The sequence below is a fragment of the Vibrio sp. 1580 genome (genome assembly GCF_033340055.1).
The window spans coordinates 150,330-166,402 of record NZ_JAWOVT010000004.1; the positions used below are offsets into that span (position 1 = coordinate 150,330).

Genomic DNA, 16,073 nt, shown 5'->3' on the forward strand with positions numbered 1-16,073 from the left:
TCTGATTAATCAAATACTACTTCATCAGACCAATATTACTTGTCTCTTCATCTCTTACAAAAGTTGGTTTTGTTACTTTCACCAGAAAAGGCTGAAGCAAGAGATTAAACAACATGCCAGCAATAAACAGGGTGATCACAATACTCGCACCACTCGGTAAGTCATAGCGAGCCGATGCGGCAATACCCGATAAGATCCCAACAATACCAATGCTGATACTGGCGACAAAGAATCGAGTTCCCTTCAATGCTGCCGCACATAAAGCTGGAATCACCAACAAAGCAAATTCTAAATAAATGCCGGTTAACTTGACCGTAATGGGCATCAGAATAGCAAAGATCAGATAAAAACCACTACCGCGCATAAACGCAGGTTTTAACCAAACCAATAGCAACATCGCAGCGGTAATGAGTGCCAAAGGCCAAACGTCTGCCCAAGTCGCCCATAACAATTGCCCATTAAGAATGCCTTGAATAAAGTCTCCGCCGTGTGGGTCTTTACTCACTAGCAGGATCGCCAGCGATGCAGACACAACAAACAAGCTGCCAATCATAGGCTCTAAATGTTGCTGGTATCGTTTCTCCATTAAGGCAATCAAACCGCAAAGCATCAAAGACATCACCCAAGGGCCAATCATTTCGCCAAAGAATGAGCCTGAGAACAGCGCGTATTGGCTTAACCAGTAGTGGCTTAGTGCGGCCCCCAATGCCGCGACTTGCGCCACCGCCAAATCTATAAAGATGATCTGACGATTAAGAACTTGTTGCCCCAGAACGATGTTGCCAACCAACGCAATTAAACCACACAAAACCGCAGGTAAAAGCCATGCATAATCCGCCATACTTAGATCTTCACAGGAACGGGCGGCACTAACACATCCAGTAAATCATCAATGACCTGATCGTACATCCCATCCAAGCTTTCACCCTCAGAAACGGTCAATGGCAGTTGAATCACAGGTTTGTCAGTATGATCTTGCAACCAGTTCGCTGGACGCTGATCCTGATGAGAAGAGTAAACAATCGCATCAAAACTGTCAGCATCTAACTTGGTAAGTGATTGCAGGTGAGATGTGGTCGGTGAAATGCCCGGTTTAGGTTCGAGATCGGCAATCTGCTTCATTCCGAGCCAATCGTACAAATAACGATACGTCGCGTGATAACCGACAACTTGCTTACCCTTTAAAGCAGCCCCTTTCTCATTCCATTCTTTAAGCTTTTTACGCCAATGAGCACGAAACTTCATACCATTCACTTGGTAACTTGGTGCGTTGTCGGGATCAATCGCTTTTAGGCGCTCCGTGACTTTACGAGATAATGGAATCATGTCATTTGCCGCAAATTGAACATGTGGGTTACCGTGAGCGTGTATATCTCCCATGCTACGGTCAACGTGAGCATGAGTATCTAACATGCGCACGAAGTCCGTCGCGTAGATCATGCTCGGCGCACCATTTTGCACCGCCGCATTGCTGCTACGAACTTGCAGCATAGGTAACCACCCCACCTCTAGTTCTGCGCCCGAACACATTGCCATGTCCGCTTGGCGCATCTTCGCAATCAAAGAAGGGCGAGCTTGTACGTAATGTGGGTCTTGCTTAGCCGTTGTCGCTGAATAAATACTGGCATCTGGCGCGTGGCTTTCAAGAAAGGCTTTCCATTCTGGCTCACAAACGAAGATGTTGAGAGCCAAAGCAGGCGAAGAGATGATGGCAGCTCCTGCCGCCATCATCACCAAACTGCATTTATTCAATGTCAGCTTAGAATGCATGAGCACCGTGCGCTCCAAATGTCATCACATATTGCAGAGTGAACACGTTGTCTGTCTCGCTGTCTTGGTTATCAATGCGAGTGTATTGCGCACGGATAGTACCGAAATGAGAAGAATCCCATGCGATCATCGCATCCATTTCTTTATCATTCAGCTCAGTGAAATGCATGTGGTCACCGTGTGCATGACCATCGTAGCTTTCTGCTTCGCCGTAACGTAGACCTGCTGACCAGCTTGGGTTGAAGCGATAAACGCCCGAAACATAGTAAGCGCTTAAGTTGTCTGGTGACTCTGCATCGTTTTTATATTTGCTGTCTACCACACCGTCTAACAGCATGTATTCAGCCGATAGCGTGAAGTTGCTGTATTTGTAATTACCGTCTGGTGCCCATTTCCAAACAAAATCAGCCCCGTAAAGGTTCGCACCTGTCACTGCTGCGCCATGATGGTGATGGTGATCGTGATCATGCTCTTCTTCATGACCGTGGTCGTGATCTTCGAACTCTTTAACCTTGCCGTTTTCGTTGCGCAGGTAACTTAAACCAAACTGCCAACTTGAAGATTCGGAGAAGTCATTCCCAAGCTTCAGCGTCGTGGTGTACACGCCAACTTCAGAACCATCTTCGACAGAAGACATTTTGCTACCACTAAGCGCTTCTACACCAAATTTTACGTAAAGGTCGGTTGGCAACACGATGTTTGCACGTACACCATCATCGTAGTAGTGCGAGCCAAGGAAAGTACGATAAGCAATTGGACGCTCGACAAAGCTATCGGTGTGCATGTGTTGGTTATTCAGATAACCAAAGTCAGATAGGAATCGGCCAGCGCGCACATTTACACCATATGGCAATGCCAAAGTTTCGATGAATGCCTCTTCAAGCTCTAATTCTGTCTCATCACCGTGACTTTCAAGAACCGCGGTCAATGCGCCGTAAAACTTGTCGTCGATATTCGATGAGAAGTTTAATTCCGTATGGCCTAGACCAAAGCCTTCTTCGCGCTCAGAATTATGACGTTGGCCATCTTGGTAGTAGCCATCAACAACAACACCAATCTGTGGGTTCGATAGTGTGTCGGCAAAAACAGGGGATGCAAAAATGCTACCGATCACGAGAGACACCAATTTCTTATTCACTACTTTTTCCTTTTTGTTATGTTATAACATTTAATTTTGCGATGTTATAATATAACAATTCTCATTACACAAGCAGAAATTTAAATTAGGTTCCGATTTCATGTTCGTACTCAATCCATGAATTAGGCTATCAACAAATGAATCAATTGATGTTTTTTAAACGTATACTAATGAGAATTAGTAATTAAATAAGTAACGGAATTTCAATATGTTGAATATGGATTTTTCAAAAAGAATCGTGATAGATACTGCTCAACAGGAATGGATCGCCAGCCCTTCCAAAGGTGTGTGGCGCAAACCTTTGGAACGAGAAGCCAAAGAATCAGGGCATACCACCAGCGTCGTTAAATACGAGCCAAATTCGCAGTTTTCGACTCATCCTCACCCTCAAGGAGAAGAAATATTGGTGCTCGAGGGAGTATTCTCTGACGAATACGGTGACTACCCTGCCGGCACTTACCTTCGTAACCCTCCAGGAAGTCAACACGCACCATTTAGCGAAGAAGGCTGTGTGATTTTAGTTAAACTAAATCAGTTCGAATCTGAGGATCTTGAAACAGTTCGCATTAATACAAACCAAGCGAGCTGGCAGAGTGGTGTCGGTGGGTTGCAAGTCATGCCTCTACATAATTTTGAGCACGAACATGTCGCGTTGGTTAAATGGCCAAAAGGTGAGAAATTTCAACCACACCGTCACTTTGGTGGTGAAGAGATTTTCGTATTGTCAGGAGAGTTTAGAGACGAGCTAGGTACCTATCCCGCTCTCTCTTGGATCCGAAGCCCACATATGAGCGAGCATTTTCCTTTTGTAGAGCAAGAAACGATCATTTGGGTAAAAACTGGTCACCTGCCGCTCCAAGCTCCTGCTCAGCACTCCTAATGTTTGCAAACTTGGCATCGTCCATTGGAACTAAAATCGGCCCGCAATTTACGAGCCGATGATCATTTCGTTACTAAGAACCCATTATTCGCGAGTGGAGCCAGTCTTTGAGCTCAGCCCGGTTATGTTTTAACACGTTCATTTCGTGATCATCAATCGGGCTTCCTTGAAGTTCTAGTACGCGGATTTCCTTATCTAAAGCATTGTAGTTTTTAACGGTTTCAGCAAATGATGCATCGTTTTCGGTAAGCTGGGTAATGGTATCCAAATGTTCTGGGAATTCATGAGTTAATGAGTGATTTTCACCTAACATAGAGACCTCTTGGCTATTATTTGAGTACAAAATAGTGCCTAATTTTTGAGCACCACATGTATAACCGTAGCATCTAATGAGACGTTAATTCGTCGCACCGTCCACAAAAAGAACAACAAAGTTATTTTCAATTTTTCCTAGAAAGTGTTTTCTTTTTAGTCTCAATAGTCGAATGCAAAAGATGCCACTATGATCGTTCTATAATAACCCTCAACAATGAGAGCGATCATGCGAAAGACAATTCTAGTTACTGGATCTATTGACGGTATTGGTTTAGAAACCGCGAAAATGTTAATTAACCGTGAACAACACGTAATAATCCATGGCCGGAATATAGAGAAAGTTCAACAAGTTGAGCAAAGTTTGAGGGAGATGAAAAGTGGTAAAGTTGAAAGCCTTGTTGCTGATTTATCCTCTCCCAATGCGGTAAAACAGATAGTGATGGAGATAACAGAACGGTTCAATCATTTAGACGTCATCATTAACAATGCTGGTGTGTACGCAACACCAAATCCAAGAACTAAAGAGGGTCTTGATGTACGCTTCGCAGTCAACACCATTGCTCCCTACTTACTCACTAGAGAGCTATTGCCGTTGCTCGGTGATACGGGTCGTGTGGTTAATTTGTCTTCAGCTGCACAAACAACAGTAAACACTAGCGCTTTAGTCGGTAATAAACCATTGTCAGATGGCGAAGCATATGCCCAAAGCAAATTGGCATTAACGATGTGGTCACGAGCAATCGGACTAAAGCTTAAGAACACTGGCCCTATGTTGGTATCAGTAAACCCAAAATCATTCCTAGGTAGTAAGATGGTTAAAGATGCTTATGGGGTTGCTGGTGGTGATATCCGCTTAGGAGCAGATATTCTAACTCGCGCTGCGCTATCAGAAGAGTTTGCTCAAGCGCATGGTATGTACTTCGATAATGACATTGAAGCATTCGCGCCCCCACACCCTGATGCATTAGATCAAAGCAAAACACAGCAGATAATTGATAGTATTGAATTAATCCTAAGCAAACTCTATTAATAACAATTAAGAATTATCTTGAGGTTCGTTTTTATTCGGACCTTAAAAACAATGTATTCGATAAGTGAAACTTGTTATCACTTTTCCGCAAACTCCCAATAAGGTGGCGTGCCATAGTATTCAGCAAAGAAATCAATAAAGGCACGCACCTTAGGCGCAATTAAACGAGAGCTTGGGTACACAGCCCAAATCCCAGCATCCATCGCTAAAGGGTGATCTTCGAGTACTTCCACTAGCTGACCACTTTGTAATTCTTGATAAACACTCCAAACCGAGTTGATAGAAATACCTAACCCGTTTACCGTCGCGTCTCTCATCGCATCACCATTATCAGTTTTAAAACGACCAGAAGTTCTTACATTGACCATTCCATCTTTTGTATTGAATGACCAATTATTCATTCCAACTAAGTTAATACATTGATGATTCGTCAAGTCTTGGGGCTTGTTAGGTCTCCCAAATTGTTCAATATAATCTGGTGATGCAACGATAATACGACGATCTGGCGCAAGCTTTCTTGCGACCAATGAAGAATCTTTCAACTCAGCGACACGAATGGCGACATCGAAACCTCCCTCAACCAGATCAATAATGGAATCAGAAAATCGGCAGTCCACGGTTAACCCTGGGTAACGCGCCATAAAACCTTTTAATGCGGGCACAATATGCAAGCGACCAAAAGTTGCAGAGGCGGTTATACGTAATACTCCCGTTGGCGCACTCTGCCCTGAGCCAACAGCTCCCCTTGCTGCCTCCACTGTTGCAAGGACCTCCTCCGCGTGAGGTAAAAAAGCCTGCCCTTCTTCAGTTAAGGAAACTTTGCGTGTGGTGCGATGAACTAAACGAACTCCTAAGCTGTCCTCAAGTTTGTTGATGTGCGCACTAGCGACAGCAGGAGAAAGTCCAAGCTCCTGACCAGCCATGCTGATGTTGTGTGTCGAAGCCAAACGGACAAATAGCTTTACATGATCGATGTTCATTTAATTTTCAATTATTTGTAACAAATCACCATATAGAGCTTAGCATTTTCTTCCTTACGGATAGTAAATAAATACTCCAGTTAGAAAAAACTGATGGGCAGATAGAAGTCCAGCTCAAACGCCTCATCATGGCTAAGGAAATGGTTTTTATGATAGTGAACATAAGCGGGAGTAGAACGCTGCTTAAAGCCTGAATTCGGCAACCACTTCTCTAACACCATACTCAATTGAGGAAGAAGCTCTCCATATACCCCTGTTAAGCGAAAAACAGCATGCAAACCACCCGGAATCGTCATTTGATTCACGACACCGCGTACTTTAAGCGGCTTATCAATCGCCATACAAGCCACATAGCGACACTTATCGAGCTCAACCCAAGCGGGGTTGGAGTGATGCAAACCGTATTGAACCGAAAAGTCCCGATTCTCAGAGCTTGCCCACGCCTTCAAAATCAGCCACGCATTACGAATGGAACGGCTATAACCCTCATGCCGCACATAAGCCGCAAAGCGTTGTGGAACCTCCATAATTTTAGGTTCTGGCAACTCGCGTTTAGCAACCCGATGATAACCCGCAGCCACTTCTGGATCTTTTAGATACGGCTTTTCTGCGACTTGTAAATCATGCTTTCGCCACGCACCAGGAGACATAGCGAACGTTGCTTTAAACGCTCGGCTAAAAGAAGATACCGAGCTAAAGCCGCACTTGTTAGCAATGTCTAACACCGATGAGCTGGTATCAAACATCAGTTGATTGGCGGCGTATTCCATTCTTGTTCGACGGATATATTGATGGACAGACTCCCCTACCACATCTTTAAAAATACGATGGAAGTGCTGTTCAGAATAGGCTGCTACATCTGCTAGCTCTTTAGCCGATAAATCTCTGCTAATGTCCTGGTGAATGTAAAACAGCACGTCATTGATTCTGGAAACTTGTTGATGGCTCACGGAGTAAACTTTCGCTTAAATAGCATAAATGGACATGTTTAACAGCATAAATGGACACACCAAGCTTGGCAATTTACCTATACTATTTCTGACATAAAAAAAGACAATTACGAGAAGCACAGCACATGGAAATCGCACAGTCATTACAACAAACTAAGTCATCCTATATCCGAGAGATCCTCGCAGCAGCGAGCGATAAGAACGTCATTTCTCTTGCAGGTGGCTTGCCGGACGAAAAAACCTTCCCGATCGACTTAATGAAACCGACGCTCGAAAACCTCGCTAATATGCCAGAGGTGTTTCAATACGGCGCAACAGCAGGCTACGCCCCGCTACTTAACTTTTTGACCGATTATTACCAGCTGCCGGAATCTCATTTGGCTATGATCACAACGGGCTCTCAGCAAGGGCTAGATTTGATTGCGCGTGCGTACGTAAATCCGGGCGATAAAGTGGTGATGGAAGCACCGAGCTACCTTGGTGCTATGCAAGTATTCGGTCTAGTGCAAGCCAACATCGTGACCGTTTCACAAACCGAGTGTGGCCCAAACCTAGAAGAACTCGAACAATGCTTTGCCACGCAGCAACCAAAAATGTTCTACGCCGTACCCGATTTTCACAACCCAACGGGCGTATGCTGGGCGCTAGAGACTCGCCAAAAAGTTGCCGAGCTTTGTATACAATACGACGTGGCATTCATCGAAGACGCGCCATACCGCGAGCTGCGTTTTTCTGGTGAAGCGCTTCCACTGGTTTCGGACTTCTGCCCACAGCACTCCATCGTATTGCGCTCTTTCTCCAAAATAGCTTCACCAGGCTTGCGTATTGGTGTAGTTACGGGCAAAAGCAGCTACCTTGAGCCACTCATCAAAATTAAACAAGGTGCCGATCTGCACTCTAGTATTCCTATGCAAGCTTTGCTGCATGGTCTGCTGCAACATGACAACTTCGAAACGCACATTTCAACCATCTGTGCGCTTTACAAATCACGTTACGATGTCATGTTTGCTGAGCTGCAAAAACAGCTGCCAGAAAGTTGCGTACTCAAACCCGTCGATGGTGGCATGTTCGTTTGGGTCGAGATTCCAGAATGCGACACCTTCGAACTGGCGAAAAACCTTCTCGCAAACTGGGTTGCCGTAGTGCCGAGCCCGGTCTTTTATCCAGAAGGTTCAAAGGTAAAAGCCGCTCTGCGTCTTAACTTTACCAATGCTACACCAGAAGAACTGACGACAGCTGTCTCTCGACTCGCGGATGTCCTCAACACGTTGTAATTGAACGCGAGTGTAAGAACCTGCCTTTGAGATTCAAAAAAAGTCTCAAAGGCAGCATCAAAAAAGTTCCCCAAAAAAATTTATATTTTCCTTCAAATCAACTCTCTACAGTAAGTGCCTGTTTTCTCTTGAACCTCTCACTCATATAAAAATGAGAACTCAATCACGTATTTGATGGTTAGAAAAGTTACGTCTATCTTTCAGTCAAAGACATCAACTTCGCAGCGTTAATGCTCTCAATTTCAGACACTTTATCAATCGTGGCTTAGCGGTTGATAAACGACTAAAAAAGCATCTGTGGGCATACCCACTACGAAGGGTTGACCAGAACCATTCTGAATGTCGCGAGCCAATCTTTTGATTGGCAATTACGTCAGTGAATCGCACCAAATGACAGAGGGGTTATCAGGATGAATACTCGAACCACGACAGGACTCGTCACCATCGGCTGGTCCGTTACACTTTCACTTTTTACCGCATTCGCAGTGTATGCCAATACGTCGCCAAACTGTAGTGACGTATTAGCGGGCAACACAACCGCCGCATCGCAAAAAATGATGGTTTTATTGGGCGAAGACATCACCAAATCCAACCGTATAACTACGGTGATTCCAGCCGAAAACAATCCATTTGTGACCGAAGAACTGGTTTCGGTTTCTAACGACGTATCGCCAAACGGTCGTCTTTCACAAAAGAGTTTGGAAGAGATTCGGAAAGTCCGCTCAAATCTAGAGAAAGCAGCACAGGAAGTAAGCCGATTACAAGGCACTTTTGAAGTGGCTTTCATCAGTTTGATTGATGGTTACTGCCAATTTTCTAATCATAAACGTACTCAACATGCCAAAATCGACTTTGACCATTTGGAAGGCCTCACTTTGTATTCAATCCCCGCTTTAATAGCAATGGTCGATCAGTCGTACTCCATGGCAAAGAATCGAATCGCTAATGAGCAGAAACAGTTAAGCGACATTGAAAAAGAGAAACAGCGGCAGAAACAACAAGCAACCGCGGCAGCAGCCGCTCGTTACCAAGACGGTAACGTACTCGTAAGAGTCGAGAACTTTGATGGCGCTAATGTGACATTTTCCGTTACTAACATTGGTTCACAAGGATCATTACAACCAAATTTCAACACGTTTAATGCATATCGCACAGAAAGTGGAGAATTAATCTACAAGTCAGAATCTTTACTACACCTGGCGGATACTGCAGGTAACACACTTGAAACAATGGGTATCGCTGAGCTCTCATCACAAGGTGGAAGTGACATATCGATCTCTCCTGGAGAAACCCGAAAATTCGTTACTAGCATTGCTTCAGAAGTCGCGCCACATACGCAGTTGAGCTTAGAGTTTCCAGCCAAAGTGCTTAATACCGAGCGAGACTTTACATTGTCGTTCTCTGATACATCAGCGGTGGCGACAGCAAACGTCAATTAACGCAAAGTCGCCAGTATTTGTAGAACGCATCAAAGACAGGCGAGCAGCGCCTGTCTTTCAATTATGAGCAAGAAAATCGCTACTGTTTGCACTTGTAAGCATTTGCAAACATCGTCACTGACGTAGAAAAGCTCAACGGTTGATATAAGTACAAGGTATCTGCGCCTAAATCTGCCGCCTTGATGCACATTTGGTTTAACGTACCCCAAACCATGTCTTTATCTGCGTGAAGCCAATAGTCGTAAAAGTGTCCTTCTGAACCGATCACGGTACCCATTAGTTCACAGTTTTCAATCGCATTCACATTGTCCCAAAGCACCTGTACTTGCTCAGATTCTTGAGTTGGGAACGTCACACATCCCGTTAATGATGCCGCTAACGCGAGAGTCATCACTCGCTTTTTCATACTTATATCGCCAAAATTTTTCATAGATGGCAGATTTTATGAATGGCTGATGTGATGACTAGCAAAAACTTTTTATCGCGTGTTCAAGCAGAATTAATGGACAACGGAAAAGATCCAAAAGATGATCATACAGCTAGCGAGCAAAAGCCTAATCACTCAGACCTAGCAATAAAGCTGTATCTGAGATACAACAGTAACGATTAAATAGCCGCGAGGGATAGAGTTTGGTTGCTAAAAATAAGCTAATTCGCTACACAGCTACGGAAGTCGCTGATGCATTTGACAAAGAAGATGAGCTCATTAAACAAGTTCAGTCCAACCAACTCTCGCAAGTGCTATTGCTTTGGCAAATAAAAAACCCAACGCTCGTGCTTCCCGCTGGTAAGAAATGGCCAGTGTCTAATGAGTTAGAACATGCGTTAAACATGTCGGGCTGGAAACTCTTTTCCCGTAAAACCGGTGGTGCACCAGTCCCTCAAGTGCCAGGTATTATCAATCTATCCCACATTTACCACTGGCCAGAAGGCGAGCCTTACAACATCAAAAAAGCGTATCTCGATTTATGTGCGATATTAACGGTTTTCTTTAAACAGCTCGGCGTGAAAGTGGATGTTCATGCAACGCCTTATTCCTACTGCGATGGCGAGTACAACCTCAACATTGACGGGCAAAAAATCGTGGGAACCGCACAGCGTGTTTTACTTAAAAAAGGCGGCGGACAAGTGGTGTTATCACAAGCATGCATTCTGATTGATGCCGACGTCGAGAAGATTGTCGAACCAGTACGAATGTGTAATCAGCTTTGCGGTCACAGCGATGATATTCGTGGTGATGTCCACACACCGCTCTTCCATCATATATCCGACCGCCCGTCGGTAGATTCGCTCTTTCAGCAATTGACGAGTGCGTTTTTAACGCATGCAAAAGCGGAGTAATGAAAGGAGCAAGCCTCCCCCACACTCCGAACAGCATTTGATAAACTAAAACTGCATACCGTGATAGCGATGTAAGAATGGGCATCGCCAACGTAAAACCATTCAATCGATCGACCAAACCAGTTATCAGTTTTGCCTGCCAAAAAGAAATGAGATCCAGTTCAAATATTTATCCATGACGGAATTAGTTGAAGCCTGCGCGTAAAAGCCTCAGAATGTCGCACTTTTCGCACCGATTTATTTTCGGCGCGTTGTTATCTAACTCTACAATTGAGAATCATACATATGGGTTTTACCTCGTTAGGTCTATCTGCTCCAATCCTTAAAGCTATTCAAGAGAAAGGCTACGACACCCCTTCACCAATTCAGGCAAAAGCAATTCCTGCTATTTTGGAAGGGAAAGACGTAATGGCAGCAGCGCAGACTGGTACAGGTAAAACCGCAGGCTTTACGCTACCGATTCTTGAGCGTTTATCGAACGGCCCTCGCGTTCGTGCTAACCAAGTTCGTGCACTTATCCTGACGCCAACGCGTGAACTTGCGGCTCAGGTGCAAGAAAACGTGTTTATGTACGGCCGTCACCTTCCACTAAGCAGTGCGGTGGTTTTTGGTGGTGTGAAGATCAACCCGCAAATGCAGCGTCTTCGCAAAGGTGCGGATGTGTTGGTCGCGACACCAGGGCGCCTGATGGATTTGTACAACCAAAATGCGGTGAAGTTCGACCAACTGGAAGTGCTAGTGCTCGATGAAGCAGACCGTATGTTGGATATGGGCTTTATCCGTGACATTCGTAAGATCCTAGCTCTGCTACCAAAACAGCGTCAGAACCTACTTTTCTCGGCGACTTTCTCGGATGAAATCCGTGACCTTGCGAAAGGCTTGGTGAACAACCCGGTTGAGATTTCAGTGAACCCGGCAAACTCGACGGCGAGAACGGTTGAGCAAAGCATCTACCCAGCAGACGTGAAGAAGAAAGCTCCGATGTTGGTTAAATTGATCAAAGACGGCGATTGGAAGCAAGTGCTGGTGTTTACGAAAACAAAACACGGAGCAAACCGTCTAGCGAAGTTCCTGATCGAACAAAATCTACCTGCTGCTGCCATCCACGGTAACAAGAGCCAAGGCGCGCGTACCAAAGCACTGGCGGATTTTAAATCGGGTGAAATTCGTGTGTTAGTCGCGACGGACATTGCTGCACGCGGTATCGATATTCCTCAATTGCCGCAAGTGGTGAACTTTGAGCTACCTAAAGTGGCGGAAGACTACGTTCACCGTATTGGTCGTACTGGCCGTGCGGGCGAAGTAGGTAAAGCGATTTCACTAGTGTGCGCGCTAGAAGCATCTGAGTTGTTTGCGATTGAACGTTTGATTCAAGAAGTACTACCACGTAAAGAGTTGGAAGGTTTTGCGCCAACCAATGTGGTGCCAGAATCTACACTGGATACTCGCCCAATCAAACCGAAAAAACCTAAGAAGCCGAAAAAACCAAAAGCGCCAAATGCTTCGGGTGAAAACGCTCCAGCAGCCGAAAAGAAAGCAGGCAATGGTGCAAACAAACCTAAACGTCGCTTCAACGGTGGTAACAACGGCAACAAAAACAGCACCAACCAAGGCGGTGCGGGCAAGCCTAAAGGCAACCGTGAAGGCCAAGGTCGTGCAAACAGCAAACCAGATGACCGCAAACCTAACGGCAACAAGCCAAATGGCAATAAACCGAATGGAAATAAACCAAACGGTAATAAGAGTGGCAACGCTGGTAAACCGTCAGGTAACCGCAAGCCAAACAATGCTAAACCTGCAGGAAACAAACCGTCAGGTCAGCGCCGTAAACCTCGTCCGCAGGCGGCAAACTAACCTGTAAACGGCCCCCGATAGCAAATACAACAAAGCCGCTGATAATCTCAGCGGCTTTGTTTTTCTTAGAACACAGTTTTTAGAACGCAGCTTTGTTAAAACAGCCTACATTAAAGGTGTGATTCGAATATCTGCGATTTGCGCTTCGTTTTTTTCACCCTCAATACCACCAGCGTAAATGTAGGTTTCATTCGATTTGAGGTAACTCATATTGAAGTGGTCCTTCAGCGCGATCTGATAGGTTTTCCCCTGCTCCAACGTCACTTCAATTGGCGTTGAGTAACGCATACCTTGGTTTTCACCAATATGGCCCATCTGCAAGTAACCTTGACCAACCACTTTACCTGCATCATCCAATACCTCTAACAATTTCACGGTGTTCGTGATGCCAGTATTAAGTTGCCCCAGGTTATTGTTGTACCAAGCATCGAACTGGTAAGTGCCCGTTACAGGAGCTGTAAACGACTCTGCACCTTTTACGATGGCACTCTCTTTGCTCACCGTAACCACTGAGACATTGTCTTTGAGTGGCTGATATTCGCCATCAAGTTTGATGCGGATCTCTTCACCGACACAAACTGGTTGGCTCGGATTAGAGCGGAAACCTTTATCGTTAATGCTTTCAGCCAAATAACACGCAAAACCTGTTGGCGTATCGGAATAAGATTGAGCAATCACGTTCTTTTGAATCAGCTCGCCATTGCGATACAAGTTCACGTTGTACTTGCTCATCACGTCAATCGAAACCGAATTATCAACGCTTTTTACCACCAATGTTGGCTCTTGCGGAGAATAAACGCGGCTATCTTCACTCACATACGGTTTCACCCCAGAAACTAAAGTAATGCTGCTATCTACATTCACAAGCGCGCCCAGTGTCACGTGGAAATGCCCCTCTTCGTCCATCGTGACATTTTCAACTGGGTAGTAACCTGTTTCATCTTTGCTTACTTCAGGCAAGTCAATCGTTACCGAGTAGTTCTTTCCTTTGAAGGCAAAGTTTTCCAACGTGATTTGTTCAGACTGAGCCAACAAGTTATTGCGCACCCAACTTGTGATAAATGGCTTCACTTCCAACTTACCTGTTTCGGTATGGATGCCAAATAGGGTCTCTACCACCATGTTCAAGTAGCCACCCACAGACCAAAGCTGACGCTGAGAGTTAATCACTGGGCCATCCAAGCTCGGATCTTCGCCATGATCACTATGGATGATGAATGACTTACCAGAAAGCCACTCTAAGTTTTCCATGTTGGATAAATTGGTCGCTGTACCACGAACCAACGATTGAATGGCATTGTTCGCTGCTGCCACGTTTTGTGTTTGATGCGCGGCGCGCAAGCTGTACGCGGTAACAAATGGCCAAATTGCGCGGTTATGGTACACAGGCACGTCTGGTTGTTGAGGGAAATAAACCGGCACGCCAAACTCACTGTGTGGGTAATTGGCCATGATTTGTTTCGCCTGCGCATCACTTGCCACACCACTGATGATCGCCAGTGCTTCGCCCAACATGTCATATTTGTCGACCGCGATGTCTTTGCCATTATCAAACAAATAACTTACGTACATACCGCGTTCGGCATTCCAAAACTGCTCGTTGATAGCGGTTTTTAGCTGTGCAGCCCACTCGGTGTATTTGACCGCGTTGGTTGAATCGTACTTCTCTGCCAACTTAGCCGCGAGCTGAATCGCGCGGTAGTGAACCACGTTTGTCGATAACGCTTTGCTGCTACCAATCGCATTGACATCGTTTGGCGTCCACGTTGAATACGTTTGCTCACGCCAATCAAGGAATGATTGCTCACCAGTGTATAAACCAGATTTCGCATCAAAAGCCGCCAGGCGATCGGCTTCAAGTGTATTACTGATCGCTTTGTAAGCGCGCTCGGCAAATTGGTTGTACTCTTCTCCATCCAATGCCGAAAGTAAGCGTTCAGCACCAAGCGCCCAAGTCGTGCGGTCGGTACTGATTGGCCAACTGCCGCCAGTGCCCGTGTCTTGCACAATCTGCTCGCCATCGTATTGCTGATCGGTCGTGTCGCGGAAAGCGGACAATTTGAAATTCAAACCATTTTGCACCCGAGTTGGATTCATCAATGCAAGCGAAAGGTCTGCTGCGTACGCCAAATCACGCGTCCATACGTAATGCCACTTCGCGCCCGTCTCAAAAACTTCCGCTTTGATTGGGTTGTTGTAGTTGTAATTGCCGTCTTTGATTTCAGAAACGGCAAGCTGGTCTAGCTCTTTCATCGTCAACGCAAACAACGCGTCAAACGCGACATCACCCGACACCACTCGCGGCCCTGTTTGTTCATTAATCACTAAGCCTTGGTCGAGCGCATCACGCAATTCTGTCGTCGTTGAAATACCAAATTCACGCAGCTCAGCTTTAGGATCTTTCACCGAAAAAATCACGGTATCACTCGAGTCATCGTAATTGGCGAACAGTTTCACTTCTTTATTCTGATGCCCTTCATGCACCATTGCAGGGTCGAGAATCGCATCAGAGTAGTATTTTTCCGCTTCTTCTTGCGTTGCTTTCGTCACAGTCATTGTCGCGCGACTTTCATCGGCAAAGCTCACAGAAAACTTGTAATACCCTTTGTCTTCAAACGTGATCTCAGAGTTGCAATCATCGTTCATACACGCTTCATTCGTGTCCGGTTTTGGCAGGTACTCTTGAGCTTTATCGAACGCCGCGGGCTCCTCAAAATAGGTGTATTGGATCTGCCAACCCGGATCAGCAATCTTGAACTGATTGCTACCTCGAGCGACGCGCAGTACGGTTTCGTACTCGTTATTACCCAAATAGTTTAGCTTGGCATGCTCTGCCGTGCCCCAATCCCCATTTAAACCACGTAAATATAAGTCGGCTGAAATAATTGGTTTGTCGACCGGCACAGGCGCATCAGAGGAATCTGACCCACATCCAGCAAGACCAATACAAGACGCGACAGCAAGCGCAATAAAACTCGGTTTCATGTTCATCCCTTAGATTGTTGTTTTGGCGACAGTCTAAAGAACACCCTTTTGATGGGAAAATAGGAAGTCAGGAGCGAGCTATAGATAACATCTATACGTCAAACCCCAACAGTGATG

14 protein-coding genes and 1 pseudogene are annotated in these 16,073 nt (G+C 45.4%); 6 read left to right on the top strand and 9 right to left on the bottom strand.

Annotated features, from left to right (window positions below; translation table 11 throughout):
• Positions 1–16: 16 nt before the first annotated feature.
• Genes R7093_RS08050 through R7093_RS08060 form a run of 3 tightly spaced genes read right to left on the bottom strand, consistent with a single transcriptional unit; the run spans position 17 to position 2,908 of the window.
• Entirely contained in the window at positions 17–841 is an 825-nt protein-coding gene (locus R7093_RS08050) for a metal ABC transporter permease (RefSeq protein WP_318146592.1), read from the bottom strand.
• Positions 842–843: 2 nt separating this feature from the next.
• Positions 844–1,770, bottom strand: a complete 927-nt coding sequence (locus tag R7093_RS08055) for a metal ABC transporter solute-binding protein, Zn/Mn family (protein WP_206957464.1) — start codon at positions 1,768–1,770, stop codon at positions 844–846.
• On the bottom strand, positions 1,760–2,908 hold the full coding sequence (locus R7093_RS08060; RefSeq protein WP_167416168.1) for a hypothetical protein: 1,149 nt from the start codon (positions 2,906–2,908) through the stop codon (positions 1,760–1,762). Before R7093_RS08060 ends, R7093_RS08055 begins: the two co-directional genes overlap by 11 nt.
• A gap of 208 nt (positions 2,909–3,116) precedes the next feature.
• On the opposite strand from R7093_RS08060, the gene R7093_RS08065 reads away from it, so the two are divergent.
• Positions 3,117–3,788, top strand: coding sequence for a cupin domain-containing protein (locus tag R7093_RS08065; RefSeq protein ID WP_005387008.1), 672 nt, complete (start codon positions 3,117–3,119; stop codon positions 3,786–3,788).
• Between the two features lie 73 nt (positions 3,789–3,861).
• Here the strand turns inward: R7093_RS08065 and R7093_RS08070 are convergent, their stop codons facing one another.
• Positions 3,862–4,101 carry a YdcH family protein gene (locus R7093_RS08070; RefSeq protein WP_005373737.1) on the bottom strand — a complete coding sequence of 80 codons (240 nt, stop codon included), beginning with the start codon at positions 4,099–4,101 and terminating at the stop codon, positions 3,862–3,864.
• Between the two features lie 228 nt (positions 4,102–4,329).
• Here R7093_RS08070 and R7093_RS08075 point away from each other — a divergent pair, with 228 nt between their 5' ends.
• Positions 4,330–5,133 carry an SDR family NAD(P)-dependent oxidoreductase gene (locus tag R7093_RS08075; protein ID WP_318146593.1) on the top strand — a complete coding sequence of 268 codons (804 nt, stop codon included), beginning with the start codon at positions 4,330–4,332 and terminating at the stop codon, positions 5,131–5,133.
• A gap of 77 nt (positions 5,134–5,210) precedes the next feature.
• On the opposite strand, the gene R7093_RS08080 is transcribed toward R7093_RS08075, so the two are convergent.
• Positions 5,211–6,113, bottom strand: a complete 903-nt coding sequence (locus tag R7093_RS08080; RefSeq protein WP_086047522.1) for a LysR family transcriptional regulator — start codon at positions 6,111–6,113, stop codon at positions 5,211–5,213.
• 80 nt (positions 6,114–6,193) lie between these two features.
• Entirely contained in the window at positions 6,194–7,063 is an 870-nt protein-coding gene (locus tag R7093_RS08085) for a GyrI-like domain-containing protein (protein WP_005387011.1), read from the bottom strand.
• A 125-nt stretch (positions 7,064–7,188) separates the two neighbouring features.
• On the opposite strand from R7093_RS08085, the gene R7093_RS08090 reads away from it, so the two are divergent.
• Both R7093_RS08090 and R7093_RS08095 read left to right on the top strand, forming a co-directional pair.
• Entirely contained in the window at positions 7,189–8,337 is a 1,149-nt protein-coding gene (locus R7093_RS08090) for a PLP-dependent aminotransferase family protein (protein ID WP_017819834.1), read from the top strand.
• 410 nt (positions 8,338–8,747) lie between these two features.
• Positions 8,748–9,776: a hypothetical protein gene (locus tag R7093_RS08095; RefSeq protein ID WP_053304579.1), complete on the top strand. Its 1,029-nt coding sequence runs from the start codon at positions 8,748–8,750 to the stop codon at positions 9,774–9,776.
• Between the two features lie 79 nt (positions 9,777–9,855).
• On the opposite strand, the gene R7093_RS08100 is transcribed toward R7093_RS08095, so the two are convergent.
• Positions 9,856–10,182 (bottom strand): DUF4156 domain-containing protein, encoded by a 327-nt coding sequence (locus R7093_RS08100; protein ID WP_053304580.1) that lies wholly within the window; start codon positions 10,180–10,182, stop codon positions 9,856–9,858.
• 224 nt (positions 10,183–10,406) lie between these two features.
• On the opposite strand from R7093_RS08100, the gene R7093_RS08105 reads away from it, so the two are divergent.
• Complete coding sequence (locus tag R7093_RS08105; RefSeq protein WP_054576141.1) at positions 10,407–11,117, top strand: biotin/lipoate A/B protein ligase family protein; 711 nt, start codon at positions 10,407–10,409, stop codon at positions 11,115–11,117.
• Between the two features lie 59 nt (positions 11,118–11,176).
• On the opposite strand, the pseudogene R7093_RS28665 reads toward R7093_RS08105, so the two are convergent.
• Positions 11,177–11,254 (bottom strand): annotated as a pseudogene (locus tag R7093_RS28665) (VOC family protein); the annotation flags it as partial.
• A gap of 148 nt (positions 11,255–11,402) precedes the next feature.
• On the opposite strand from R7093_RS28665, the gene R7093_RS08110 reads away from it, so the two are divergent.
• The gene (locus R7093_RS08110; protein WP_318146594.1) at positions 11,403–12,971 is read left to right on the top strand and encodes a DEAD/DEAH box helicase; all 1,569 of its coding nucleotides are present in this window, start codon (positions 11,403–11,405) and stop codon (positions 12,969–12,971) included.
• Positions 12,972–13,076: 105 nt separating this feature from the next.
• Here the strand turns inward: R7093_RS08110 and R7093_RS08115 are convergent, their stop codons facing one another.
• Entirely contained in the window at positions 13,077–15,956 is a 2,880-nt protein-coding gene (locus R7093_RS08115; RefSeq protein ID WP_318146595.1) for an MGH1-like glycoside hydrolase domain-containing protein, read from the bottom strand.
• Between the last annotated feature and the right edge of the window lie 117 nt (positions 15,957–16,073).

Excerpts from the sequence above, each read along its gene's own strand:
- R7093_RS08095 (WP_053304579.1), top strand. The coding sequence starts at position 8,748 with ATGAATACTCGAACCACGACAGGACTCGTCACCATCGGCTGGTCCGTT.
- R7093_RS08115 (WP_318146595.1), bottom strand. The coding sequence starts at position 15,956 with ATGAAACCGAGTTTTATTGCGCTTGCTGTCGCGTCTTGTATTGGTCTT.
- R7093_RS08080 (WP_086047522.1), bottom strand. The coding sequence starts at position 6,113 with ATGAACATCGATCATGTAAAGCTATTTGTCCGTTTGGCTTCGACACAC.
- R7093_RS08075 (WP_318146593.1), top strand. The coding sequence starts at position 4,330 with ATGCGAAAGACAATTCTAGTTACTGGATCTATTGACGGTATTGGTTTA.
- R7093_RS08065 (WP_005387008.1), top strand. The coding sequence starts at position 3,117 with ATGTTGAATATGGATTTTTCAAAAAGAATCGTGATAGATACTGCTCAA.
- R7093_RS08090 (WP_017819834.1), top strand. The coding sequence starts at position 7,189 with ATGGAAATCGCACAGTCATTACAACAAACTAAGTCATCCTATATCCGA.
- R7093_RS08050 (WP_318146592.1), bottom strand. The coding sequence starts at position 841 with ATGGCGGATTATGCATGGCTTTTACCTGCGGTTTTGTGTGGTTTAATT.
- R7093_RS08055 (WP_206957464.1), bottom strand. The coding sequence starts at position 1,770 with ATGCATTCTAAGCTGACATTGAATAAATGCAGTTTGGTGATGATGGCG.
- R7093_RS08110 (WP_318146594.1), top strand. The coding sequence starts at position 11,403 with ATGGGTTTTACCTCGTTAGGTCTATCTGCTCCAATCCTTAAAGCTATT.
- R7093_RS08100 (WP_053304580.1), bottom strand. The coding sequence starts at position 10,182 with ATGAAAAAGCGAGTGATGACTCTCGCGTTAGCGGCATCATTAACGGGA.
- R7093_RS08070 (WP_005373737.1), bottom strand. The coding sequence starts at position 4,101 with ATGTTAGGTGAAAATCACTCATTAACTCATGAATTCCCAGAACATTTG.